This is a genomic window from Xenorhabdus griffiniae, from assembly GCF_015163655.1.
GTDB classification, from domain to species: domain Bacteria; phylum Pseudomonadota; class Gammaproteobacteria; order Enterobacterales; family Enterobacteriaceae; genus Xenorhabdus; species Xenorhabdus griffiniae.
Genome location: NZ_JADEUF010000015.1, coordinates 1 through 26,392, shown reverse-complemented (window position 1 = coordinate 26,392; position 26,392 = coordinate 1). Strand labels below are relative to the sequence as shown.

Sequence of the window (26,392 nt, the reverse complement as noted above, 5' to 3'; positions counted from 1 at the left end):
TCAAAAATAGAATATCACTCTCAGTTTGGCGCTAGGGCCAAACGACAAGTAAACATGGTTCTTTCAAGTCGCAGCTTTATTGGCTGCAACTTTGCAATTGAAAGTAAAGAAGATGAAAATATAGGAGATAAGTTGCTGAAATTTATATTTCTAACGAGCTGTATTTTATCTTACTCGTTGATTTTAATGGGGAGGATGTATTGTCCCAAAATCGAACAATTCACTGAGTTCAATCTGTAGTCCATTTGCTATCACATTAATTATTTCCAAGGTAGGATTCCTGACACCACGTTCAATACCACTGACATAAGTGCGATCCAGTCCACATTTATCGGCAAAAGCCTCTTGTGACATCCCAGCTTCTCTCCTGAGATACCTAATTCTTTGACCAAAAAGGGATCTGATGTTGTTCGATTTTTTCATCCGATAAGTATCGATTCATGTTACTTATCCGACCACGGACTATAAGTCACGTTTCAGCTAGATTTATGCTATGATGTGTGACTTATAGTCTACTGAATACTCATTTACTTTTTAATTAAAAAGATAATTGATAACTGGAGAACTTAAGAATGGAAAAAAAAGACTGGCATTCTGCTGACATCATCGCTGAATTGAAAAAACGCGGAACAACACTGTCAGAAGTATCGCGAACAGCAGGCTTGGCGTCATCCACTCTTGCCAATGCATTGCAACGACACTGGCCAAAAGGCGAACGTCTCATTGCAGCAGCGCTGGGACGCACGCCGGAAGAAATATGGCCTTCGCGTTATGAAAAAAAATAATCATAAACCCAGCACTACGCTGGGTTTATTTATAAGTAATCAGCTCGCTAACTTTAAGCCAATAATGCCAATCACAATCAGGCCAAGGCTCAATATCCGAGCGAAATTTGCAGATTCCCCCAACACCATGATGCCGAAAACCGCCGTCCCTACCGCACCAATACCTGTCCACACTGCATAGGCCGTTCCTGCCGGTAGGTTTTTCATGGCATAAGCCAGTAACCCCATACTGACCACCATTGCGCTGATCGTAATTAAACTCGGCACCCAGCGTGAAAAACCGTGGGTATATTTTAGGCCAACCGCCCACACGACTTCCAACAAACCAGCAATAAGAAGGATCAACCAAGACATGTCTTTCCCTTTATATCAATGACAAGTGGGGCCGTCCCCGATGAGATGACGTTTATCCAGGTCGTCCAGGATAACGATAAGAAATGAAATTGGATTATAGCTACCCGATTTAATAGCTGCAATGAGGCTAACCAAGAAGTGATGACAAAAAAACCGCAACCTCTGGACGAAGAGGCTGCGGTTTTTTTAGAATAGCAAACGCGGTTATTTCACGCGAGAAACGTATTCGCCAGAACGAGTGTCAACTTTGATCACTTCGCCGATTTGGACAAACAGAGGAACTTTAACGACAGCGCCGGTGCTCAAGGTTGCAGGTTTACCGCCAGTACCAGCAGTATCACCTTTCAGGCCTGGATCAGTATCAACGATTTCCAGTTCAACAAAGTTTGGTGGAGTTACAGCGATAGGACGGCCATCCCACAGAGTCAGAATACATTCTGCCTGATCGATCAGCCATTTTGCATTATCACCAACGGCTTTCTCATCCGCAGCCAACTGCTCGAAAGTCTCGTTATTCATGAAATGCCAGAATTCACCGTCGTTGTACAAATAAGTCAGGTTGACATCCATGACATCTGCACTTTCAGCAGAATCTGTTGATTTAAAAGTTTTTTCCAGCAGTTTACCAGAAATCAGCTTACGAATACGAACACGGGCAAATGCCTGCCCTTTACCTGGTTTAACAAATTCACTGTCAAGAATAGCGCACGGCTCGCCATCTAACATGATTTTAAGACCTGAACGGAATTCATTGGTACTATAAGTAGCCATGGAGATCCTCTAATTTTTAACAAAATGGCTTAGCCAAAAAATGGCACACATTATAACCCATATTCACCCCGTCAGAGAAGTCTGGCTACAACAACTCGCGGATGTTATTACTGATCCCAATGAGTTGTTGCAACTATTATCCTTAAACACACATACGAAGCTGCAAGAAGGTAATGAAGCAAAGCGCTTATTTCCTCTGCGTGTGCCAAGAGCATTTGTCACACGAATGAAAAAGGGCGATCCTCGTGATCCTCTTCTATTACAAGTCCTGACCTCACGGGAAGAGTTTGCTATATCCCCTGGTTTCACCCCTGATCCATTGGATGAACAACGCAGTGTTGTGCCAGGTCTATTGCATAAATATCACAATCGAGCCTTGCTATTGGTCAAAGGCGGCTGCGCGGTTAATTGTCGCTATTGTTTTCGCCGCCATTTCCCTTATGAGGATAATAAAGGCAATAAAAACAATTGGCTGCTTGCTTTGGATTATATTGAACAACACCCTGAGCTTGACGAAATTATCTTCTCTGGGGGTGATCCATTAATGGCTAAGGATCATGAACTGGACTGGTTGATCAACCGTCTTGAATCTATCCCACACATTAAGCGGTTACGTATCCATACACGTTTACCGGTTGTGATCCCCGATCGTATCACGCTTTCATTGTGTAATCGTCTAGCACAAACTCGTTTGCAGGTCATCATGGTAACCCATATCAACCATGCAAATGAAATTGATAATACGTTCCGCACAAGTATGATGCGACTAAAACAAGCTGGAGTGACACTGCTGAATCAAAGTGTGATGTTACGTGATGTCAATAATAATGCAGATACTTTGGCTGACTTAAGTAATGCACTCTTTGATGCGGGCATATTACCTTACTACATCCACGTTCTGGATAAAGTTCAAGGTGCTGCACATTTTCTCGTGGACGATGAAGAAGCAAAAGCTATCATGCGAGAATTATTAACTAAAGTATCCGGTTATTTGGTTCCAAGCCTGACCAGGGAAATTGGTGGAGAGCCAAGCAAAACTCCGCTGGATTTAGGACTAACACAAAACGAGTGATCGTTCCTATACCAATCGATCACTGGATAGGCCACGTTATTACCATTAACGCTCTTCTAAACAGGCAGTGCACAGAAACTAAATGTATACGCAAATCTTGCTGTTGCGAAACATTCTTTCTGGGCATTGCCCAAACCATTTCTTCACTAACCCCATTGATTAATGCCTAGGGACACTTGTAGACCTGACCAATCATTTTACTATCCAGGGGGACAAAACTTGCCAACAATCCCTCTGATGGACTATTGATGCCATAAATAACATTGCCACCCATGTCAGCCGCCTTATTACGTAAGTCATTGGCTGCACTACGCATAGAACTGCTCTCATTGCTAACGCCATTGAGCCAGTTGCTTTGAGTGCCAGTCACTTCACCTAACCGCTGGCATTCACTACCTGGTTGAGTATCCGCAAAATGCACATTAGCGCCAGCAGAGGTTAATTGATGAGTTGTTGTACAACCGGCCAACAGTAATACTGACGCACCAAACAAAATTTTAATTCGCATAACTTCCCTTATTAGTGATAGGAACAATAAAAAGGCGAGCAAGTTTTCCCTGCTCGCCTTTAAAGACTTATCCTAACGGATGGGCAATACCATCATCAGGATGAACAGCATTACATCATGCCGCCCATTCCACCCATACCGCCCATACCACCAGCAGCACCTAAGTCAGCTTTGTCATCTTTAGGCTGTTCAGTCACCATTGCTTCGGTAGTGATCATCAAACCAGCAATAGAAGCTGCGAATTGCAGTGCAGAACGGGTTACTTTAGTTGGATCCAGGATACCCATTTCGATCATATCGCCGTACTGTTCAGTTGCAGCGTTATAACCGTAGTTGTCTTTACCTGCTTTCACGTTGTTTACAACAACAGAAGGCTCTTCACCTGCGTTGTCTACGATCTGACGCATTGGCGCTTCCATTGCACGCAGTGCAACACGAATACCAACGTTCTGATCTTCGTTGTCACCAGTCAGGTTAGAGATCGCGCTAGCAACACGCACCAGAGCAACACCACCACCAGCAACAACACCTTCTTCTACAGCCGCACGCGTTGCGTGCAGTGCATCATCAACGCGAGCGCGTTTTTCTTTCATTTCAACTTCAGTTGCTGCACCTACTTTGATTACAGCAACACCGCCTGCCAGTTTAGCAACACGCTCTTGCAGTTTTTCACGGTCATAATCAGAAGTAGATTCTTCGATTTGCTGACGGATCTGAGTAACACGTGCAGCAATTGCGCTTTCTTCACCAACACCATCAATGATAGTTGTAGTGTCTTTGTTGATAACAATACGTTTTGCCTGGCCCAGATCTTCCAGAGTCGCTTTTTCCAGCTCCAGACCAATCTCTTCGGAGATAACAGTACCGTTAGTCAGGATAGCGATATCTTGCAGCATGGCTTTACGGCGATCACCAAAGCCAGGTGCTTTAACCGCAGCAACTTTCACGATACCACGCATGTTGTTAACAACCAGAGTTGCCAGCGCTTCACCTTCAACATCTTCAGCAATAATCATCAAAGGCTTGCTTGCCTTAGCGACGCCTTCCAGAACTGGCAGCAGTTCACGGATGTTGGAGATTTTTTTGTCAACCAGCAGGATGTATGGGTTTTCCAGTTCAACAGAACCCGCTTCTGGTTTGTTGATGAAATAAGGAGACAGGTAACCACGGTCGAACTGCATACCTTCAACAACATCCAGTTCGTCTTCCAGGCCAGTACCTTCTTCAACGGTGATTACACCTTCTTTACCGACTTTGTCCATCGCTTCTGCGATCAGTTTACCTACAGTTTCGTCGGAGTTTGCAGAGATAGTACCAACCTGTGCAATAGCAGTGGAATCAGAGCAAGGTACGGACAGTTTTTTCAGCTCCTCAACAGCGGAAACAACTGCTTTATCGATACCGCGTTTCAGATCCATTGGGTTCATGCCAGCAGCAACAGCTTTCAGACCTTCAGTGACGATAGCTTGAGCCAATACGGTTGCTGTAGTGGTACCATCACCTGCCGCATCATTAGCTTTAGAAGCGACTTCTTTAACCATCTGAGCACCCATGTTCTCGAATTTGTCTTCCAATTCGATTTCACGTGCTACAGATACACCGTCTTTAGTGATGACAGGCGCACCGAAAGATTTATCCAAAACTACATTACGGCCTTTAGGACCCAGGGTCACTTTAACTGCATCAGCCAGTACATTCACACCGCGTAGCATTTTGCTGCGAGCATCATTACCAAATTTTACGTCTTTAGCTGCCATTGTGTCTTTCCTTTAAATTCGTTCAATTAAGAAGATCTAAGCGTAATAAGATTCTCAATTACGCTTCAACAATTGCCAGAATGTCGCTTTCAGACATGATCAATACTTCTTCATTATCGATCTTTTCTGTTTTAACGCCGTAACCTTCATTAAAAATAACGGTATCACCCACTTTTACGTCCAGCGCCTTCACTTCCCCATTTTCGAGAATGCGACCATTGCCGACTGCCAAAACTTTCCCACGGGTAGATTTGCCCGCAGCAGAGCCAGTCAAAACAATACCGCCAGCGGATTTTGATTCAACTTCTGTACGCTTAATGATAACGCGGTCATGTAATGGACGAATTTTCATTGATAGATCTCCTATAAATAAAGTCCATATCAGGTAAGAGGATTGATACCAGAACCCAACAGAACCAGTATCATGAAGCTACAAATTGGGGCTTGAGATCATGACTTCAAGGGTAGGTAACAAAAAAATTTTACTTTTTTCTTACTGTCTGAAATCCCAGCCAATGTAACGGCAATCATTTCTTATTGCGCTCACTGTCAGATTCACCACAATTTTTTTGGTCATCCGATATACGGGAAGCGTCATCTTGCCTGCGCTCATATTCTCCCTCAAAAGTCTGCCCGTTCTGCCCATAACCGCCATGATGATTACCGGAACCATAAAAAGTATTCGGGCGATAAACCTTAATATGAGGCAATAACTTCGCTGTCAGAAGTTTCTGTACGGGAGACAATAACAACAGTAATCCGAGAAAGTCGGTGAAGAAACCGGGCAATATCAGCAAGAATCCAGCGATGACCAGAGAAACACTCTTAACAGCTTCTTCCGCAGGACTCTCACCGGCTGCGAGTTTTTGCTGCATAGAGAGGAAATTCTTAATACCTTGATTACGCACAAGGGATACACCAAGACAAGACGTCAGGATAACCAATAACAGAGTCAGCAAGACTCCAACTTCAGAGGCAATCCGAACAAACAGGACAGACTCGATGTAAACCAGAAGGCATATAAGGATAAGCGGGAGCCAACGCACGTGGTTCTCCTTTCATTATTATTGGGGGTTCACACTATTCGATCATTCACACTCTGTGTGACACCTAATATCGGGTTAGATCACATAATATGGTGTTAGATAACCTATGTGGGGATAATCGTGGCCGTTTTCAACACGTCAAACTCTCAACTTTTTCCTCCCGTAATCGTGACCTTAGTCACACATATGTTATTTCATCAATAAAATAGCACTATAAAGTGATCCAGGTTCAAGGCATTTCTTACAAATCCACATATGATCGCGCCAGCAATTTCATGATAAGTGTCTAATATCAGGGAAATTGTTATTGGCAACATTATTTTTCAACAAACACGTAATAGAACAGTCAAAAAACGTATCCAATTTTAAGAAGGTTCTCATGTCAAACAACATTCGTATCGAAGAAGACCTGTTAGGTAAACGAGAAGTTCCTGCTGAAGCCTACTACGGTATTCACACTCTACGTGCGATTGAAAACTTTTATATCAGTGACCGTACCATCAACAATGTGCCTGAGTTCATCCGAGGCATGGTGATGGTGAAGAAAGCTGCGGCACTGGCAAATAAAGAACTCCATACTATTTCTGGAAAAGTGGCAGATATTATCGTCAAAGCATGTGATGAAGTTCTCATTAAAGGCAAATGTATGGATCAATTCCCTGTTGATGTTTTTCAGGGCGGCGCCGGTACTTCACTGAACATGAACACGAATGAGGTGCTGGCAAATATTGGCCTGGAGTTGATGGGACATCAAAAAGGTGAATATGAGTACCTGAACCCAAATGATCACCTAAACAAAAGCCAATCAACCAATGATGCTTACCCTACCGGCTTCCGAATTGCTGTTTATAACGCACTGATGCACTTAATTGATTCCATTGAATTGCTGAAAGAGGGTTTTGACAAAAAAGGCGTTGAATTCGATGACATCCTGAAAATGGGCCGTACCCAGTTGCAAGACGCGGTTCCCATGACTCTGGGCCAAGAATTCCGTGCTTTTTCTGTGCTGTTGAAAGAAGAGATCAAAAACATCACTCGCACGGCAGAGCTGCTGCTAGAAGTAAACCTTGGCGCGACTGCTATCGGTACTGGCTTGAATACTGCACCAGGTTACCAAAAGCTGGTCGTTGAAAAATTGGCCGAAGTCACAGGATTGCCTTGCCAACCAGCAGAAGATTTGATAGAAGCCACCTCTGACTGTGGCGCTTACGTCATGGTTCACAGTGCGTTGAAGCGTCTGGCTGTTAAGATGTCCAAGATTTGCAACGACTTGCGTCTGCTCTCTTCCGGCCCTCGTGCTGGCCTGAATGAAATTAACCTGCCAGAATTGCAGGCGGGTTCTTCTATCATGCCAGCGAAAGTTAACCCTGTGGTGCCAGAAGTTGTTAACCAAGTTTGCTTCAAAGTCATCGGTAATGATACCTGTGTCACTATGGCAGCAGAAGCAGGCCAATTACAGCTTAACGTCATGGAACCGGCAATTGGTCAGGCTATGTTTGAATCTATGTCTATCCTGAACAACGCCTGCCGTAATTTGGTGGAAAAATGCGTCAACGGCATTACTGCCAATAGAGATGTTTGCGAAAACTTCGTATTCAACTCCATCGGGATCGTGACTTATCTGAACCCCTTTATTGGTCACCACAATGGCGATATCGTGGGTAAGATCTGTGCTGAAACAGGCAAAAGTGTCCGTGAAGTTGTGCTTGAGCGCGGTTTACTGACCGAAGCTGAATTAGATGATATTTTCTCCGTTGAGAACCTAAAACATCCAACTTATAAAGCAAAACGTTTTGATGACTAATTAAATGATTATAATAACGAGTTCGTCTTAATTATTAAGGCACGCTATTCCAACCGGATGCGTGCCTTTTTAATTTTCTGCAAACACAAATTATTAACCATAGATTTTCATAATACTAAATAAATGAAGGAGTATTTAACATGTTAGCCGTAGAATTGGTCATTGTTCTGCTGGCCATTTTTTTGGGGGCACGATTAGGGGGAATAGGTATTGGTTTTGCTGGTGGGATTGGTGTTCTCGTCCTTGCCGCCATCGGTGTTAAACCAGGCAGTATTCCATTTGACGTTATTTCAATTATCATGGCCGTCATTGCTGCGATATCAGCCATGCAAGTGGCGGGAGGACTAGATTATCTCGTTCAGCAAACTGAAAAATTACTGCGCAAGAATCCCAAATACATCACAGTTCTTGCACCTATTGTCACTTATTTTCTGACGCTATTTGCAGGTACGGGGAACATCTCACTGGCAACATTACCTGTTATTACAGAAGTTGCCAAAGAGCAAGGCATAAAACCATGCCGTCCACTCTCTACTGCCGTTGTCGCTGCTCAAATCGGGATCACTGCTTCACCTATTTCTGCGGCGGTTGTTTACATGGCATCGATTATGGAAGGTCAAGGCATCAGCTATATCCACCTGTTAATGGTATTACTGCCTTCAACATTTTGTGCCATCATCCTTATGTCATTCATTATTTCATGGCTGTTTGATGCCAAATTGTCGAATGATCCTGTTTACCAAAAACGTCTTGAAGATGGCTTGATAGAAATGCGTGGCGCCAGCCAGATTCAAATCAAACCCAAAGCAAAATGCTCTGTTCTGTTGTTCCTGCTCGGTGTTGTCGGTGTTGTCATTTATGCGATTATTAATAGCCCAAGTGTCGGCCTGGTTGAAAAACCGCTAATGAACACCACCAATGCGATTTTGATCATCATGCTCAGTATCGCTACGCTCACCACCATTATTTGTTCCGTCGATACTGATGCCATCCTGAACTCAAGCACTTTCAAAGCAGGTATGAGCGCATGTATCTGTATCTTAGGAGTTGCATGGTTAGGCGATACATTTGTTCAAGCGAACATAGACTGGATCAAAGAAACCGCGGGTAGTTTGATTCATGCCCAACCCTGGTTACTGGCAGTCATCTTCTTCTTCTGTTCAGCATTACTCTATTCACAAGCAGCAACAGCCAAGGCATTAATGCCAATGGCTCTGGCTCTGAATGTCACGCCATTAACGGCGATCGCTTCTTTCTCCGCAGTGTCTGGTTTGTTTATCCTGCCAACTTATCCGACACTGGTTGCAGCCGTACAGATGGATGATACTGGAACCACCCGTATAGGACGTTTTGTTTTCAACCATCCATTCTTTATTCCGGGTACTCTTGCCGTTGTATTAGCGGTCACATTCGGTTTTCTGTTTGGTGGTATTATCCTGTAGCTTCACAATTTCGATTATTTGATATTATTATTTCAGGGGCGTGCCAGCCCCTGAAATCTTCCTGACACATCTTTTCCTGTAAAAAACTCTGCATTGTCTTAATATTAGGAATCAAACCCACGATACAGGCAGGCTAAAGACTATCTTATGATGAAACGTATTATTATGTTGCTTCTACTGTTCAGCAGTATCGCTTTGTCGCCTAACAACGCTAGCGCACTGTTTGAACAACCAGGGAAAAGCCTCTACCTTCCTGCTGATCAGGCATTCATGTTTGATTTTCAGCAACAAGGAAACAAACTCACGCTGAACTGGGATATTAAACCTGGTTATTACCTTTATCGAAAACAATTCAATATCATTCCCAATCAAGAAGTATCATTGGGTGAAATTTCATACGCCAAAGGCGTCGATCATGAAGATGAGTTTTTTGGTAAGACAGAAGTCTATTTTCAATCAGCACGGATTGATGTTCCCATTCTGTCTGCCACCAACAACGGCTCTCTCCAGGTTACATATCAAGGATGTGCAGAAGCAGGTTATTGTTATCCGCCTGAAACCTTAAGCGTACCATTGCAAGCCGTTACTACTTCTACCCTATCAGGCAATAAAACCGCGGCATCCACCAACATAACAACAAATAAAGAAGACTCCTTACAAACACCTCCGCAACAGAGAGATATACCATCCGAGTCCCACGATGTGCCATTTTCGCCACTCTGGGCGTTATTAATTGGCATTGGTATTGCTTTTACTCCCTGCATACTGCCCATGTATCCGCTGATTTCCAGCATTATTTTGGGCCAACAACGTCCTGAAAGCCTGAAACGGATTTTTTGGCTCGCCATGAGTTACGTTCAGGGAATGGCGCTCACTTACACAATACTTGGCTTAATCGTCGCGGCGGCTGGCTTGCAATTTCAGGCTGCCCTGCAAAATCCTTACATTCTCGTAGGGCTGTCAGTGCTGTTTATTTTGCTCGCCTTATCAATGTTTGGGCTATATACATTACAACTTCCTTCTTCTCTTCAAACTCGCCTCGTGGATTGGAGCAACCAGCAACAAAGCGGCTCTTACATTGGCGTATTTGTGATGGGAGCCTTAGCCGGTTTAATCGCGTCTCCCTGCACTACAGCACCACTCAGTGCCATTTTGCTTTATATCGCCCAAAGCGGTAATACATTAGTCGGCGGCTTAACGTTGTACCTCTACGCATTGGGAATGGGCTTACCGCTTATCGCCGTCACACTATTTGGTCACAAACTCCTGCCACGCAGCGGCCCGTGGATGCAATACGTTAAAGAAGCCTTCGGATTTATCATATTGGCCTTGCCAGTTTTCCTGCTGGAACGTGTACTGGGTGACACATGGGGCATAAGATTATGGAGCCTATTGGCTGTTTCTTTCCTTGGTTGGGCATTCGCATTAACCTTAAACAGCAAAAACGGCTGGGTACGGACCTTACAAGTTATCTTACTCGCTTTGGCACTCATTGCTTCACGTCCTTTACAAGATTGGGTATGGGGAAGTCCTGCGGCAGAACAACAAAAAGTTACTTTACAGTTTCAACAAGTCTCTGACTGGCAAGAGTTAAGTCAAATTCTGGCGGAAAATCATTCTCGACCGATTATGTTGGATCTCTATGCTGACTGGTGTGTCGCCTGCAAGGAGTTTGAAAAATATACTTTCAGTGATCCAAAAGTGCAGGCACAATTAAGTCAATTCCTCTTGTTACAGGCAGATGTCACGGATAACACCCCAAAACAAAAAGAACTGTTGCAAAAACTGCAAGTGCTGGGACTCCCCACTATCTTATTTTTCGATAAAGGAACAGAGCTAACCGATGAGCGAATCAATGGATTCATGGATGCTCAGCGTTTTAACCAGCATGTACAGCAATTACAACATCGACAACAAAAATAATCTGGAAGGAGAGCCACCGTGCAACGTGAATATGTGCTTAGCCATGTCTTGAACTTATTAGAGCAACATGGCCTGTCAGCGACACTGGAGACGCTTTTAGCCTCTATCGATATTGATATCAACCATATAAAACATTTTTGGCCTGATCGTGAAGCCTTACTCTACGACTGCCTGCGCCATCACAGCCAGCAAATTGAAATCTGGCAGCGCCAAACTCTATTGGATGAAGGCCTAAGCCCTGAGCAAAAATTACTGGCACGCTACGACGCTCTCAAAGAAAAAGTACAAGAACAACGTTATCCAGGCTGCCTGTTTATTGCTGCTTGCAGCGCATTTCCTGACGCCAACCATCCAATCCACCAATTAGCAGAATTACAAAAACAGAACTCTTTCCATTACACGGAAGAATTATTACAACAACTTGATATTGACGACAGCAAGCAAGTCGCTCAACAGATGGAACTTATCCTTGAGGGGTGTCTGAGTAGGCTATTAGTGAAAAGAGACTTTGAAGATGTGATCACTGCGAAAATTCTGGCTCAAGATATTCTAACCATCGCAAAATGCCGAAAAAATGGGGCGTTAAGTTAATAAAAAACGGTATTAGCTGAATAACCACACTGAATTGGTATAAAAATAAGGCAAACAATCAATTTTTATCGTTTTTTTGCAGAAAGTGTTTGACGGATTGGGCTGAATACGGTTTAATGCGCCCCGTTAGCCCGGATAGCTCAGTCGGTAGAGCAGGGGATTGAAAATCCCCGTGTCGGTGGTTCGATTCCGCCTCCGGGCACCACTTCAACTTCCAGTGAAGTCCAGCCCAGTCAAACAATTCCTGCTAAATCCAGCAAAATCAACATCCATTCTTATTTTTACGTCTAGTTTCGTCTGTTGCAATCAAGATGCAGCGAAGGGCATAATTCGGGGCACCTACCATTCGATTACCCAAACACTGGTAGGATATTTCTGCCAGTGCGCTTGCTATCACCCTTTCAATGGTGATTCAGGTGGGGGAGGCTTCGGCCTCGCCGGTGGGTACTCCGGTCTGCTAACCCTGTCTGAATCGCCACCATCAATATTAATTAATGGAAAGGGGTAGCAGGAATGAATAATAACAATGTTCAAAACGACTGGCATCAGGCCGATATCATCGCCGCATTGCGCAAACGCGGGACAACCTTAGCAGCGGTTTCTCATGAGGCAGGACTCAGTTCATCAACACTCGCATGGCAGAAAGTTGGCTTTGATTCTGAGTTAACCGGACATTATGCTTCTGGAGCGTCAGCCATGATGAAAATACGACGACCAATTCTGTATGCAGCTTCTTGATACGCATTTGTCTCTTTTAATTCAGGATGAAGCAGTAATTCTGAAGTGATGACAGGGGCACCACAATAATCAAAAATGCCATGATCAACCTGTGTTCTCATAGCTTCCCAAAAACCATGTTTTAAATAAGTCTCTCTACCAGCCGCTCCAATAGCAACCAAATGTACCGGAAGATGCTGGAGTTTTTTTTCGAGTCTTCCATCAGGATGTTCGTTATAAGCCCAACCATGACAAAACACACGATCGATCCACCCCTTAAGTAAAGCAGGCATTGTCCACCAATAGACGGGATAGACCAAGACAAGCGCATCAGCCAGCGCAATTCGTGACTGCTCAGCAATGACATCAGCTGGAGGTAAACTTTCTCTGTAAAAAGCCGCAATATCCGATTCAGTAAAGCTTGGATCAAATCCTTCTTTTGCAAGATCGGCAATCTCGGCACTATTTTCGGAGTTTGACTGCGTGATTCCATCGGCAATATATTGAGCCACATGACCACTGAGAGAGTCAGAGATAGGGTGTGAGATAACGATAAGTGCGTGCACCAAATGCCTCCTTCTTGATTATGAGAAAAGACAAGCGTAATCTATATACCAAAAGTAGGTTACCATCAGTAAGTTACCTTTGGTATATAAATATGTCAAGCAACAAAGCCTATCCAAAACTGGCTAATTCGCAAACACGTGTTCGCCTCACAAGAGAAGAACGCTATCAGCAGCTAATCGCCATTGCCTGGCAGATCATTAGGGACGAAGGAACAGAGGCGCTAACTCTGGGCAGGCTGGCTAAAAAAGCGAGTGTGACAAAACCGGTTGTTTATGACCATTTTGGTACACGTTCTGGTCTATTGGCAGCACTGTACATTGCATTTGATAGCAACCAAACTGAGATCATGGACATTGCTATTCAACAAAGTGAACCCACTTTGGAAAAAAAAGCCGCGGTTATTGCATCCACTTACATCAATTGTGTGCTTGTTCAGGGGCGTGAAATACCCAGTGTTATTGCCGCCTTAGCCGGCTCACCTGAACTCGAAAAGATCAAACGCGAATATGCACGGCTTTTCGTAGAAAAATGCAGAATAACACTGATGCCATACACCAAAGGCGGAAAAATTACCGCAGCACGTCTCTGGGCAATGCTGGGAGCGGCTGAAGCTTTATCTTATGCAGCCGCTAACGGAGATATTACTGCAACTGAGGCAGAAACCGAACTTTTTTCAGTCATTATTGCGATGGTTGAAAGAAGTCTTTAATGACCAGACTGACGCGCCGCGATGCGGCTTGTCTGCCATCGTCCAGCGCCGACTCTCATAGATACTTTTTAAACATCGAGGTGGTGATCACGACCACCATCCCCAAAAGTAATGCTGCCGGCAACAATATTACCGCCAGATACACTACATCCGGCCAGGATAAATACAACTTGTAGTGATGTGATGGACGTCCCCTTTTTCAGCAGCAAATAGTGCCATCTTTTTTTCCGATGCACTGAATTTCGGGAGAACATCTCATGAATACGATTAAAGTCATTGGCATTGACCTCGCCAAAAACGTTTTTCAAGTCTGTGTCTGGATGGAGGACGGTTCTGTCGCCTCGAACCGAAAAATTTCACGGCAAAAATTGCTTGATACTGTGCGCACTTTTTCGTCAGGAACCCTCATTGCTATGGAGGCCTGTGCAACTTCTCACTATTGGGGCAGAACCCTTCAGGCGATGGGATTTATCATCAGACTTGTGCCGACCCGGTATCCATTTTGTTCCGGTCAAGACGGTGGAACAGCAAGATATCAAGGCACTGCGCAGTGCCCGACACTCATGGTGGAACAACGTACCGCACTCGCCAACCAGATTCGGGCTTTCCTCGCTGAGGAGGGGGTGATCGTTCCTGCTGGTATTCAGAAACTGCAACAGTACCTGCCTGAGATTCTATATAGTGTCGTCATAAATAAATTCATGTAATAATAACTCTATATTACATGAATGGATGACTTAACCATGAGCACACCCGTACACCGCCGTCACGATATTTCCGATCATATTTGGAGTTTGCTTGAACCTCACCTACCGGGGCGTAAGGGGGCCTGGGGGCGTGTTGCTTATGATAATCGATTATTTATTAATGCCGTGTTCTGGATTTTACGGACAGGCGCACCCTAGCGAGATTTACCGCCCGATTATGGCGACTGGAAAAATACGCATCGCCGTTTTTGTCGGTGGCGGGACAAAGGCGTATGGGAAGGACTGCTTGAAGAACTCATCTTTGAACCCGATTTCGAATGGCTGATGATTGATGCCAGCCATATTAAGGTTCATCCCCATGCCGCAGGGGCGGCTGGAGGCAATCAGGATATGGGGCGCACAAAAGGGGGCTCAATACAAAGATACATCTGGCCGTGGATGCGCATGGTATGCCGATCAGAGCGCTTATTACAAGCGGTCCCACAGCGGATTGCTCACAAGCTGCGGCCTTGATTGACGGAATAGATGCAGAACATTTATTAGCGGATCGGGGTTATGACAGTAATACCGTGGTTGAACAAGCAAAAAAACAAGGCATGGCAGCGCAAATTCCCGACCGAAAAAATCGCAAAGTAAAACGAGAATATGATCGGGACCTCTATCGACTCAGGCATTTAGTTGAAAATGCGTTTCTTCATCTTAAACGCTGGCGGGGTATAGCGACCCGTTATGCCAAAAATAGTGCCTCATTTCTTGCTGCTGTTCAGATCCGCTGTCTTGTTCTTTGGTTAAATATCTTATGACGACATTATCTAGAAGAGGAGGGCCATGAGCTGTCCTCTGTACTACGACGTTTGCTTCATACTTTGGGGGAAGACCTACGGAATCTGAACATTCGCATATGAAATAGCGGCACTTTCTCGTCAGCAAAGTGGTTATCACCCTCTGCTCACGATCCCCGGCGTCGGTCCTCTTATTGCAGCCGCCTTCGTGAGTGAAGTCAGTGCGCCCCAATTTGCCAATGGCCGGCAACTTTCTGCCTGGTGTGGCCTGGTTCCCCGACAACACAGTTCAGGTGGAAAAAACCGGCTGTCTTCCCTGAGCAAAAATGGAACCCGTCATCTCCGAACGTTAATTATCCACGGTGCTCGTGCCGTGATGCGCTGTGTCCAAAATCGTGATGATTGTCTGGGAGAATGGTTGAGAAAACTGATTGCCCGATGCGGGTTTATGAAAGCCACGATCGCTTTAGCCAACAAACTGGCCCGGATTATCTGGCGTGTTCTGCGGGATGAAGTGGATTTTAATATGCAAAAATCTTTTACTATTAATTAATTGAGCAACAAAAATAGACGCATTATCGCGTTTGCAAACACTGATGAGAAAACGGCTACCGTCCCTGTAATAGCCTGTTCTTATACAAGGTAGTGATATACCGATGTAGTGAGAAGGAAGCAGGGTGCGGATGACATCATGGCGCGGATAATTTTTCCATTATGACGCCGGATATAGGGTCGCAAACCGTATAACTTAGTGCTTGCACAACTGGGGCGTCCATATATGGTATAAGGATTTCGGACACGTCAAAAGCCTGCTAATATTATTAACATGACAATGAGGTGTAACGATGAAATTGAAACCCACCAAACGCCACTATTCCGCTGAATTTAAGCTGAAAGCGGTTCAACAGGTTGTTCTCCATCAGCAGCGGGTTGTTAAGGTCGCCAGTTCACTGAAGATTGATGCCAGCCCCCTGGGAAAATGGGTTCGCCAATACCAGATACCAGGCCGAAATGCAGGGAGTTACGCCTGTGAGCAAGGCACTGACGCTCGAACAACGCCAGATACAGGCATTAGAAAAACAGGTGAAACGCCTGGAAATGGAAAAAGAAATTCTCAAACAGGCGACCGTGCTGATGAACGGGATGCGCAGTGGTGCTATGCGTTGATCACACGGCTGAGTTCCCGATGGCCGATCACGGCATTATGCCAGGGGCCTGAGGTGTCACGCAGTGCCTATTATGACTGGCGACAACGTTCCATCGACACGGAACGTTTGCAGTTACGCATTCGGGTGCGTGAACGGTATAACCAAAGCTGTGGAGCGATAGGCAGTCGCACATTGAGTCATTTATTGCCCCATGAGGGCAGGCCGGTTGGACGCTGGAAGGCCAGACGATTGATGCAGGAATGTGGTCTCAAAAGTTGTCAACCGGGGGCTCACCGTTATCGTCCGGCCGGTGAAGGCCATCCCGCTTCGCCGAATCTCTTGCGGCAACAGTTTGCCCCACTATGCCCAAATACCTCTTGGTGCGGAGACATCACGTATATTCGTACAACAGAGGGATGGTGCTATCTGACCGTGGTAATAGATTTATTTTCCCGCTGGGTTGTGAGATATCCATTCATGATGTCGTCCGCCAGGAAATGCTCACCATTTATCGAGAAGGCGACTACCGCATCATCGTTGGCGATCGCAAGGCCGATTTTGCCAACTCCGCTACAAGAGGCCTGCTTGATGAGGGGCTGCACTGTTTTCGCAACAATAATCTGGTTTCGGAATGTTTTATTTAGCAGGGGCAGCATGTCTACATTCTCCCCAATCTGGGCGAGTAAACACGTTGTCGGCATTACTTATCCAGCGCGGTCTTAAAGCGAGATCATTTGCCAGTGTGATTGAAGTTGAAAAAAACCACGGTCGCGGAGGTTAAACAGGCGTTATCCAACGCACTTCAAGAAGGTTTGCCATTAGAATCCTGTTTGCCGTAAGCATCGCTGAAAAGTGCCTCGAAAAATATGATGAGTTCTTACCAGAGGCATTGCTGACACAGGAGTATGGATTACGCGCTTTTGATGTTGAACAAGTGACAGAGTGGTTGCGGGAATATTTATATTAAGGGGTAGAAAAATGAGAAAAAGTTGGACTATTGAGGAAGATTGTAAGCTGTTAACCTTAGTGCGCCAGCACTTTTCCACACTGGCCAGGCATGAACGGCTGAATGCCACGATGCCATTTAGCCAGCAACTCCACACTGCATTTGCCTCACCTGACCGCGATGCCCCAGCGCTGTTATTTCGCCTAAAAGATGCCGGTATTCTGGGCTTTGCCGGGCAAACTGGCGTTGGCCCAGAAAAACAACCCTTCCGCTGCCTGATAAACAATGATTTGGTGCTCTATGATTACAGCCTCACCTTTCCAACGCTCAGGAAAGCATTGCATCCAGATACCGTTGCAGCAGCGCTAAACCACTTTACTGTTAGCAATCCGCACGAGCCGCTATCCGATACTATAAGTGAAATCGCGACTGATTTGCACCTTGCCCCAATGCAAGTGGAAAAGGTTCTGATCGAAAGCGGCCAAATAACCATCAATAGTTACCGTAAATATGAACGTACTGGAGAGAAAACTATCGATAATAATCTGAAAGACCTTATATCCAGCCAAACTCCTGACGCAAAGCTGATTGAAGATATTAACACTTGTCGCGCCCGGGCTTCCCAACTTTATCACGTGCATGAACGTGATGGCGCTGAGGTCATCTTCAGTTCCGACGGCACGGGATTCGGCAAAAGCTATGGTGTGATTCAGGGGTATGTCGAATATCTGGAGCGCTTTGCTAAAACCCAGAAGCCAGGTTATCTGTTTCCCGAAGGTGGCTTTACCAACCTGCTGTTCATATCGCCGCAAAAATCACAAATCGACCTGGACAGCAGCCAGAAAAACAGAATTCAGGCAGTTGGAGGAGAGTTCATTTGCGTTCTTGCCCGTAAGGATATTGCCGACCTCGACTTTATGGATTGGGCATCCGGTCTAAAAAACCGCGACCGCTATATTCAGTGGTACGAAGGGGCGAAAGGCAGCGCCCTTATCAAGGTTGCTATGCGTTCGCTCAATTATCTTGTCTCACAAGTCGATCGTTGTGAAGAGCAACTGGAAAAGCTGGCGACATACAGTTCCCAGGATACCAACTACGACAGGGAAATGCTCGAAGAGCAGCTAAAAAACTGCCGCCACAGCATCCGCAATACGATTGAGTCAGCCTGTAAATCACTATTTGGTTCGGATAGTGAAAAAACTTCCATTAAAGAATACATTCATCGCGGACTTCTTGCTCGTAGAAAGCGAGAGCTTAACGCTATGCAGGGAAAACCTTCGTCAAAAATGAGCGTACACGAAGTCTACTTCGAGCTTATCAAGCAGGTGTTACCTTTCGAAGTTTGCCAGTACCGCCCGTCTGTGCTGTTAATGACCACTAACAAGTTCGACACATCAACTTATCGCCTGGCACCTCGCCAACGAGGTGAAGGCGTGCGTTTTGAGTCTGTGGGTTTTGACTTGTTGGTTGGCGGCAAGCTGAAGCCAGAAGATCCGCAGATCAGCACCGTTGCGGCTACTGGTCATGCTAGGCAAGTAGCCTATCTTCGCGACGAACACTTCAGACGCAATCCAGGCTGCCCTTTCCGCCGAAATAATATCCGCTTTACAGTGATAATTGATGAACTTCATGAAGCCTACACTCGCCTTGAAGAAACATGCCATGTAAAACTGGTTAAACAGGAAAACAACCTGGCGCACGTTATCTCAGTAACAGGACGTATTCACAACGCGGTATGTAGTCTGGAGCACCGAAACAAGCCCAAAGAAGCTCAAACCACCTTTGAGCAAGAAATGGTCAAATTCATCGCCACCCTGCGCGAGTTACTGGAAGAAAAATGCGAACTTTCATCCGGTGTGACGCTGGGAGCGATACTGGAAATGTTTCGGGACCAGTTAGGAGCATTTGAAGTCAACGGCGACGCCGCCGAACGTATTATCTCAATTACCCGCAACGTCTTCAGCTTCAACGCTAAAATGTACGTCAATGAAGAGGGGCTTAAACGAATTCGTATGCGCAACAGCGAAGGAGACATAACGCGTACCGAGCTGTATTACGAAGTCGAAAATGATACCAGTGATACTAACCCCACCTTACACGATCTGTTCCAGTTGGTATCCGTCATCCTTGTCGCATGCGCCCAAATCACCAACCGCCACTTTAAGCGCTGGGTGAAAAATGGCGGCCAGGATAATTCCAGCAGTCAGAACACGCCGTTAGGTCAGTTTGTTGACGCAGCCAATAATGTAGCTGGTGTTGTACGCCATATCTTTGATCGCACCACCGATGAAAATTTGTTGATTGATCACTTCTACACTTATCTGCAACCTAAAACCGTGTTCACGATGACACCGGTAGCCGAACTAAATTACGTCAATGCGGGGGCAGAGCGCACAATAATTCTGGCGTTCGAGATGGATCTGGTACAAGAGTTGCCCGAAGCCATGCTACTGCGTTTGCTCACTGGCACTCACAATAAAGTAGTAGGACTTAGTGCAACCAGCGGTTTTAGCCACACCAAAAACGGTAACTTCAGTCGTCACTTCCTGGAACGCTATAGCCACGACCTTGGCTACCGGGTTGTTGAACGCGAAATGGCAGATATCGATATGCTCAAGGAACTGCGCAAACTACGGGCCCGTATTCGCGACGTCAAGTTCAAGGTGTTTGATGATGAGTTACCGGCATTGACCGATATCCACCAAAACTGCGAGATCTTCCGTAAGGTGTATAACGACTTTTTTAAAGCACTGAAGGAACCGCTGGAAAACACTCTGAAAAATCCCTATAAGCAGCGTCAGTACCACCGAGAACTGGAAGCTTTATTGCTTGCTGCCTACGAGGGTAGAAACAGCCTGATTCTGTCACTTTCAGGAGGTTTTAAGCGAGCCTTTATTCGTGCCTGGAGCACTCATCGTACAGCGTGGCGTCAGCTGTACGGGATGAAATCCCAGTGCGATGAAAAAACGGATAACAGTAAGAAGCATGACCAGATCCTGACCTTTACTCCCTTTCCAGAACGTCACACTATCCGTCTGGTGTTCTTCGACTCACCGTTGGCTAATATCGAAGATATTAAGAGTCAAACCTATATTGATGACAGCAACACCGTGCTGGTATTTATGAGTACCTATAACAGCGCGGGCACCGGTCTCAACTACTTCGTTAAGTACCACGACGGCAATATTAATGATACGAATGCGCCGCGTCTGGATGTCGATTTTCAACGCTTAGTGTTAATCAATTCATCGTATTATAGCGAGGTGAAGGGCAATGGCGCAAATTTCAATACATTGCCTAACTATGTTACCGTTCTTAAACATTACGCCGATGATGATATTGCCGTCCACAAGCTGGCAGATTTCAGCGTTAATTTCGCCCAAGGTGAAAATTATCGCCTGTTGATGGCCGAACATGATATGAGTCTGTTCAAAGTCGCCGTACAAGCCGTAGGTCGAGTCGAGCGCCGCGACACTCTATTGAAAACAGAAATCTTTTTACCCCGCGACGTGTTCCGTAATGTTGCATTTCAGTTCGCCGCTCTCAGTGAAGATAGCGGCAACGAGGTGGTATCAGAAAGCATGTCCTTGCTTAACCACCGCCTCATGGAGGAATGCGAAAAACTTATTCAGAGTCAATCATTTAGTGATAAAGGACAGCGACATACTTTTGAGCAGGCTGTCATAGCAAATGGTCGTCGCATAGATACTGTTCACAAGCGAGTCCTGAAAACTGGCTGGATAAATCAGGTACGCGCAGGTAATCTCGAATATCTCGAATTATGTAATTTGTTCCGCGCGCCTGAATCCTTTACTAATCCAGAGCGCTGGCTGGCAAAACTTCAAGCCAATCCTCTGTATGCTGCCAATCGGCAAATGCAGTCTATCCACAACGTCCTGTTTATTCATCGCCAGCAGGACAATCAAACCATCTTACTTTGTCACAAGCGCGGGCCGGATGGACTTGCCCACAGCGATTACTCCGCCCTGTCGGACTTCGTTGGAGGTGCCAGGGAATACCGACCAGAGCTAACCATCTTCCCGCAGTATAGAAACGATGTCTATTCCGGCAATCTGGTCGGTGAGTTGATTCGTGAATGCGCAAGGCTCCAGGAAACAGCATTCGAAAAATGGGTGCCCAACCCCATGCTAGTTCCGTTGCTCAAAGGTAACGTCGGAGAATATCTTTTTGATAAGGTACTGAAAAATTATGGTGTTGCCCCACTCTCCGACCAGCAAGTATTTGAGCGCCTTGAACCGTTGGTATATGAGTTCTTTGACCGCTTTATTGAAGTGGGTGATGACCTGATATGTGTCGATGTCAAGCGCTGGGCGACTCATCTGGACGATTTGACGCGGGCAGAGGAAGCGCTTGAGAAAAGTAGCAATAAGATTCGCCAGATCCGAAATATCGCTAGCCAAAAGGCTGATACAGAGGGGCAGAAACAGCTACAGGCCGCGTTAGCTGGTCGTTACGAGTGCATTCGGTTTGTTTATCTGAATGTCGCCTACAGCCAGAATCCCAATAATTTGATGTGGCAGGATAACGCTGATCACACGATCCACTACCTCAATCTGTTTCAAACTGACTATCAGTATTATCAACCCAAAAATCGAGAGAGTGGACGTCCTCTGGAAAAATCGAAACTAGGCACCACTCTGGACATTAATCCGATGTTACAAGCCCTTCTAGGTATAGAAAAGTTGCCGACTAAAGGAAAATTTTCATGATCCCTAATCTGAATAAACTGACAGATACCCCGATTGCCCGCACCAATTTGATCAAGCTTGAAGAAGATCAGTTGACAACAGTTCAACGTTTATTAGCCCCAATATCTAATTTATATACGATAGACTTTATGGTTCAACGCTTCATTAAAGAAAGAAAAGAAAAATCCGCTGATTACTATGCACGTATTCATCAGGAGGTTAAATCTTGTGTGCGGCAGAAGCTTGGGCTAGAGGCCAATCAGGACGTAAAATATGAGCTACATCGCTTACCCAATTACCAGCATGTCTTTTTTTTCTTAGCTCCTGCATCTGCACTAAACAGTTCGGCTTATCTCTCGCTGACAGAACGCATTAAAAAGCTTTGCCAGCAACTCATCGCCGAAAACCACGACTTGTCTCGCCTGATTCAGGGCTTGTTCAGCTTGCATCTGAAAATGGTGATGCTGGAACAAGCCCGTGAGCGTTTTTCAGTATCGCCAACCTATTTTAATTCGACGCTCTATCTCAATGCTCGCCTGAGTCAGCCCATCACGCAGAAAAGCGGCACCGGCGTGATGGAGGCATTCGAACTCGGCGTTTATGCTTCGGAACATAAAGAGCTCGCATTTACCTTGCACAAACAAAAATTCCTGGTTGAGCCAGCTGATGAATTGTACCTCTCTCTGGATGATACCAGCGTGTGGTTTAATATCGATAATCGTCGGCTCAAAGCCAAGCGCAAACTCGATGCTCGAGATAGCAAACTGGACTTTTTCCGTGAACGCAGCGGCTATGGTGAATGCCAGGCCTACACCTATAATGTGGTAATGAATGCAGCCTGCGAGCGCCTTACAGAGCTGGAAATTTCACACTACCCCATCCCGTTTCAGGCCACCCACGAAGTCAATCAGTTCATTACCGACCTCGATCGAAATCTGGCTAACACTTTGTTGGTGGTTAACAACGGCGTCGAATTCAGCGCCACGCAAGAAGCTTATTTCTTTGACGCGTTAGCCTCCCAATTTCTTGGATATCAACTATGGCCGCTAGAATCGCTTAAACATTCTCAGCAAACCGGTTTTTCTGAGTTGCCGGCCAATACTTCCATTCTGGTACTCAACACAGTAGATGAAGAACGGAGCAACAGCATCCGTCAGCAAGATGATGAATCTGCTGAGTACAGTGATTTTTATGCTGTATTTGATGCTGCCCGGAAACAACCTGAACTCGACTGGGATACCTACACCCAGCTTAAACTAGCTCGCTTGCAAGGATGGTTACATCAGAGGCCTCTGCCCGTAGTCTTGCAAGGTATGAACATTGATTGCAAATTACTGGATGCAATCGACCTTATTAATGAACTGTCAGTAAATAATCCTAACCAATACAAAGCTGATCTTGCAAAGCCTCGTAGCCGCCTCAAATCGGCAGTTAACTTGCTAAGTAGCAAGATTCGTCGGACAAAAACCGAGCTGTGGTTCAAAGAGAGCTTACTCAATGAACACCACATCTCACTACCAGACCTGACGGATGGCCACTATACTGCCTATGCGGTACGTAATACGAAAAACAATTTCCCCTTGCTTGGGCATGTTGAACTGAAAGTAGAAGGCGGCCATCTTAAGGTGGTAAATACAGGTATCACTGAAGGTAAACTAGACTGGCTATCGGTTGAACATCCCCCACTGGAACGATTAAAAAAAGTATTCGACAAAAGCTTTTATCTTTACGACCACGCTGCAGATGTTCTACTTACCACCTACAACAGCGTGCGCGTGCCGCGCCTGATTGGTCCAGCTCAACTTAATGTCGTCGATTTGTACGCTTATCAGGAGCGAGAAAAAGAGCTGGCGGAACGTAAAGGGGATAATTTTGATAAGTACACCATTACTCGCTCGGCAAAATCTGATCAAAACATATTGCCTTATCTGATATCACCAGGCCGTTCGAAGCACGACCCGCTGACCAAATCGCAAAAAATGAAGCATCACCATACCTACCTGCAGCCACATGAGAATGGAGTATTTATCCTGGTGAGCGACGCTCAACCTACAAATCCTTCAATTGCGCGGCCTAAGCTAGTGGAAAATCTACTGATATGGGATGCCCAGGGCAATGCCGTGGATGTATTTAACCACCCGTTAGCTGGCGTTTACCTCAATAGCTTTACCCTGGATATGCTCAAGAGCGGCGAGAGCAGTAAGAGTTCGATTTTTGCAAAGCTTGCCCGGTTGGTGCTGGAAAATTAGAGGAAAGTGGAGCGGAACGGTGACTGCCAGAACAGATCTGAGCCGATACAAAACCGAGAAAAGCTATCTTACCGTTCGACTATGCAAAAGCAAATAACCCCATGCAGCAACAAATAATTACAACGACTGAGCAGCATTCGTAATCTTTACCACTACATTAGGCAACTATATCGAATTGCTAGTAACCATTAAAACAAGGAATCCGGAGTTACCGGATTCCTTGTTTCAACGCAGTTGTTTATTTGTAAGCATATACATTTATGTTTCACGCACTTTTTGAGATTTCCGATTTTCGGTCATCAACCTGACCTGCTCCTAATAAACTTTACTTTCCATTTAAGCTTCGCTCCTCTTGAAAAAAGGAGCGTGAGAGTTGGAGACAGTACAATCCCACTAGATTGTTCATTAGTTCAATTAATGCACGATTTCCTGCGACCAACTGTTTTCCATTAGCATTCGGAATGACATACCACCAGATGCTCTTCCAAAGTGGGTTCTCCCGCATCCACTGCTGTTTTAACGTGTTCGGTCAACAGTTCAAACAAGCGACGTTTGTACTCAGTGTCATCATTCCCTTTCAAATGCTCGCCCTTGGTCTCCAACACTGAGTTACGGTACCCTCTATAGAGGCAGCTTTCCTTGCATGATAGAGTCATAGGGCATTATCTGAACATTCATCATGATCAATAAATTGAGGGCATGATCAATTTTTATTATATAAATTCTATTGTTCTAACTGTGATTATTTATCATGAAAAATCGAATTCAATTTGACCGTTGACGATTTCCCATTTGAAATGAAAGAGTGTTATTATAATATTAATTAAAACAAAATTTAGAATGTTATTCTATTTATCATATACACATTAAACTTCAAGTTGCAATTTACAACACTCTATGAAACCTGATTTATTCCCGCTTCGCGGGAATAAATCACACGCATCTTGAAGTTAGATTGGTATATGTTTTATTTTTGTTGAGTGACTATTTATTTTTTTATGATCATTTGGCTCTAACATAAATGCGCAATATTCCGATGAATGTAAGCTGGAAGCAATTCAGCAGGTTAATTGCTTCCATTATGAAAAGTACTAATCTGGATAAATCAGTTTCCATGACACACTTTGGTATGGATATACCAGTGCACTATGTTTTGCGCAAGAAAAGCAAACAGGACATTTGCAGCAATCTGAATATTGATACCACCATCAAGTGGATGCCGAAACTGACAAGGGAGGGGTTAGTTAAAAATGACTTTCCTGACGAGAGCTTTTCCAACTCGCCGTGTTATCAGGTTAATGTATTAGCCCAATAACACAGAGAAAACGAGCATAACACGTTAATGTGATTTTAATCCGTTGTGATCCGTGAAATTTAAATGACGCAATTAATTGATTTTATTTAACAGTAGATATCAATCACAATTTTCCTGATGTATTTTTATCCGCGGTTGTATTTATAAATAGTTCTATTATATTCTGCTCCGTAATGTACCCAAAATATGCAATAGTAATTTTATTACTAAATTATTTTCACCAATATTAACTAAGGATTGATTCACCCAAATATTATGGAGCGTACAAATGAGCAGGGTAATGGATAAAATCGGTCACGTATTCAATTTGTTGTTTCTCATGTATACTCCTCACTTTTTCAGGAAATCAGATGGCAACGGTAGAAGTGAAATGTCGATTTTGTCAACAAACCGAATCGGTAAGAAAACATGGCACGGGTCAAGGTGAACGTCAGCGTTATCGTTGCCTGTCTTGTCGCCGTACTTTTCAGCTTGAATATGCTTATCGTGC

Annotated in this window: 23 protein-coding genes, 1 tRNA gene and 3 pseudogenes; 17 read left to right on the top strand and 10 right to left on the bottom strand. The window is 44.9% G+C overall.

What is annotated here, in order from left to right:
• Positions 1-183: 183 nt before the first annotated feature.
• On the bottom strand, positions 184-354 hold the full coding sequence (locus tag IQ211_RS04330; protein ID WP_311062235.1) for a helix-turn-helix domain-containing protein: 171 nt from the start codon (positions 352-354) through the stop codon (positions 184-186).
• 218 nt (positions 355-572) lie between these two features.
• Between IQ211_RS04330 and IQ211_RS04325 the strand changes: the two genes are divergently transcribed.
• Entirely contained in the window at positions 573-785 is a 213-nt protein-coding gene (locus IQ211_RS04325) for a helix-turn-helix domain-containing protein (RefSeq protein ID WP_047766682.1), read from the top strand.
• Between the two features lie 39 nt (positions 786-824).
• Here the strand turns inward: IQ211_RS04325 and sugE are convergent, their stop codons facing one another.
• On the bottom strand, positions 825-1,139 hold the full coding sequence (gene sugE, locus IQ211_RS04320) for a quaternary ammonium compound efflux SMR transporter SugE (RefSeq protein WP_189758277.1): 315 nt from the start codon (positions 1,137-1,139) through the stop codon (positions 825-827).
• A gap of 204 nt (positions 1,140-1,343) precedes the next feature.
• Positions 1,344-1,910, bottom strand: coding sequence for an elongation factor P (gene efp / locus IQ211_RS04315; protein WP_189758276.1), 567 nt, complete (start codon positions 1,908-1,910; stop codon positions 1,344-1,346).
• A gap of 40 nt (positions 1,911-1,950) precedes the next feature.
• Here efp and epmB point away from each other — a divergent pair, with 40 nt between their 5' ends.
• Complete coding sequence (gene epmB / locus IQ211_RS04310; RefSeq protein WP_189758275.1) at positions 1,951-2,982, top strand: EF-P beta-lysylation protein EpmB; 1,032 nt, start codon at positions 1,951-1,953, stop codon at positions 2,980-2,982.
• Positions 2,983-3,148: 166 nt separating this feature from the next.
• Here epmB and IQ211_RS04305 read toward each other — a convergent pair whose 3' ends face one another.
• From IQ211_RS04305 to IQ211_RS04290, 4 genes are all read right to left on the bottom strand, one after another.
• On the bottom strand, positions 3,149-3,490 hold the full coding sequence (locus tag IQ211_RS04305) for a DUF4156 domain-containing protein (RefSeq protein ID WP_189758274.1): 342 nt from the start codon (positions 3,488-3,490) through the stop codon (positions 3,149-3,151).
• Positions 3,491-3,600: 110 nt separating this feature from the next.
• On the bottom strand, positions 3,601-5,247 hold the full coding sequence (groL, locus tag IQ211_RS04300) for a chaperonin GroEL (RefSeq protein WP_189758273.1): 1,647 nt from the start codon (positions 5,245-5,247) through the stop codon (positions 3,601-3,603).
• 58 nt (positions 5,248-5,305) lie between these two features.
• The gene (locus IQ211_RS04295; RefSeq protein WP_074020370.1) at positions 5,306-5,599 is read right to left on the bottom strand and encodes a co-chaperone GroES; all 294 of its coding nucleotides are present in this window, start codon (positions 5,597-5,599) and stop codon (positions 5,306-5,308) included.
• Positions 5,600-5,774: 175 nt separating this feature from the next.
• Positions 5,775-6,293, bottom strand: a complete 519-nt coding sequence (locus tag IQ211_RS04290; protein WP_189758272.1) for an FxsA family protein — start codon at positions 6,291-6,293, stop codon at positions 5,775-5,777.
• A gap of 379 nt (positions 6,294-6,672) precedes the next feature.
• Here IQ211_RS04290 and aspA point away from each other — a divergent pair, with 379 nt between their 5' ends.
• The 6 genes from aspA to IQ211_RS19965 all read left to right on the top strand — a co-directional run bounded on the left by aspA (position 6,673) and on the right by IQ211_RS19965 (position 12,791).
• Positions 6,673-8,097, top strand: a complete 1,425-nt coding sequence (aspA, locus tag IQ211_RS04285) for an aspartate ammonia-lyase (protein WP_189758271.1) — start codon at positions 6,673-6,675, stop codon at positions 8,095-8,097.
• 140 nt (positions 8,098-8,237) lie between these two features.
• Positions 8,238-9,539, top strand: coding sequence for an anaerobic C4-dicarboxylate transporter (locus IQ211_RS04280; RefSeq protein ID WP_189758270.1), 1,302 nt, complete (start codon positions 8,238-8,240; stop codon positions 9,537-9,539).
• A 147-nt stretch (positions 9,540-9,686) separates the two neighbouring features.
• On the top strand, positions 9,687-11,462 hold the full coding sequence (locus IQ211_RS04275) for a protein-disulfide reductase DsbD (protein ID WP_189758269.1): 1,776 nt from the start codon (positions 9,687-9,689) through the stop codon (positions 11,460-11,462).
• Positions 11,463-11,480: 18 nt separating this feature from the next.
• The gene (dicD, locus tag IQ211_RS04270; RefSeq protein WP_189758268.1) at positions 11,481-12,053 is read left to right on the top strand and encodes a division control transcriptional repressor DicD; all 573 of its coding nucleotides are present in this window, start codon (positions 11,481-11,483) and stop codon (positions 12,051-12,053) included.
• A gap of 129 nt (positions 12,054-12,182) precedes the next feature.
• Positions 12,183-12,258, top strand: a tRNA-Phe gene (locus IQ211_RS04265).
• A gap of 308 nt (positions 12,259-12,566) precedes the next feature.
• Positions 12,567-12,791, top strand: a complete 225-nt coding sequence (locus IQ211_RS19965) for a helix-turn-helix domain-containing protein (RefSeq protein WP_223281563.1) — start codon at positions 12,567-12,569, stop codon at positions 12,789-12,791.
• Here the strand turns inward: IQ211_RS19965 and IQ211_RS04255 are convergent.
• Positions 12,728-13,336, bottom strand: a complete 609-nt coding sequence (locus IQ211_RS04255) for an NAD(P)H-dependent oxidoreductase (RefSeq protein WP_189758267.1) — start codon at positions 13,334-13,336, stop codon at positions 12,728-12,730. The two genes, IQ211_RS19965 and IQ211_RS04255, sit on opposite strands and share 64 nt — an antisense overlap.
• A 92-nt stretch (positions 13,337-13,428) precedes the next feature.
• Here IQ211_RS04255 and IQ211_RS04250 point away from each other — a divergent pair, with 92 nt between their 5' ends.
• On the top strand, positions 13,429-14,046 hold the full coding sequence (locus tag IQ211_RS04250) for a TetR/AcrR family transcriptional regulator (protein ID WP_189758266.1): 618 nt from the start codon (positions 13,429-13,431) through the stop codon (positions 14,044-14,046).
• Positions 14,047-14,101: 55 nt separating this feature from the next.
• On the opposite strand, the pseudogene IQ211_RS04245 reads toward IQ211_RS04250, so the two are convergent.
• Positions 14,102-14,215, bottom strand: a pseudogene (locus IQ211_RS04245) (IncC plasmid conjugative DNA transfer DtrJ family protein); the annotation flags it as partial.
• 88 nt (positions 14,216-14,303) lie between these two features.
• Here IQ211_RS04245 and IQ211_RS04240 point away from each other — a divergent pair.
• From IQ211_RS04240 to IQ211_RS04215, 6 genes and pseudogenes are all read left to right on the top strand, one after another.
• A pseudogene (locus tag IQ211_RS04240) lies at positions 14,304-14,723 on the top strand (transposase); the annotation flags it as partial.
• Between the two features lie 66 nt (positions 14,724-14,789).
• A pseudogene (locus IQ211_RS04235) lies at positions 14,790-15,556 on the top strand (IS5 family transposase).
• Between the two features lie 103 nt (positions 15,557-15,659).
• On the top strand, positions 15,660-16,088 hold the full coding sequence (locus IQ211_RS04230; RefSeq protein WP_338113342.1) for an IS110 family RNA-guided transposase: 429 nt from the start codon (positions 15,660-15,662) through the stop codon (positions 16,086-16,088).
• Positions 16,089-16,380: 292 nt separating this feature from the next.
• Complete coding sequence (locus tag IQ211_RS04225; protein ID WP_193836330.1) at positions 16,381-17,406, top strand: IS3 family transposase; 1,026 nt, start codon at positions 16,381-16,383, stop codon at positions 17,404-17,406.
• Between the two features lie 255 nt (positions 17,407-17,661).
• Positions 17,662-22,359: a hypothetical protein gene (locus tag IQ211_RS04220; protein WP_189761012.1), complete on the top strand. Its 4,698-nt coding sequence runs from the start codon at positions 17,662-17,664 to the stop codon at positions 22,357-22,359.
• A complete protein-coding gene (locus IQ211_RS04215; RefSeq protein WP_189761013.1) occupies positions 22,356-24,587 on the top strand; it encodes a hypothetical protein in 2,232 nt (743 codons plus the stop codon). The genes IQ211_RS04220 and IQ211_RS04215 overlap by 4 nt, the downstream gene beginning before the upstream one ends.
• A gap of 449 nt (positions 24,588-25,036) precedes the next feature.
• Here IQ211_RS04215 and IQ211_RS04210 read toward each other — a convergent pair whose 3' ends face one another.
• A complete protein-coding gene (locus IQ211_RS04210) occupies positions 25,037-25,192 on the bottom strand; it encodes a hypothetical protein (RefSeq protein ID WP_223281845.1) in 156 nt (51 codons plus the stop codon).
• Between the two features lie 476 nt (positions 25,193-25,668).
• Here IQ211_RS04210 and IQ211_RS04205 point away from each other — a divergent pair, with 476 nt between their 5' ends.
• Entirely contained in the window at positions 25,669-25,902 is a 234-nt protein-coding gene (locus IQ211_RS04205; RefSeq protein ID WP_189761014.1) for a hypothetical protein, read from the top strand.
• 350 nt (positions 25,903-26,252) lie between these two features.
• On the top strand, positions 26,253-26,392 hold a 140-nt coding region (locus tag IQ211_RS04200; RefSeq protein WP_193836329.1), incomplete at its 3' end, for an IS1/IS1595 family N-terminal zinc-binding domain-containing protein.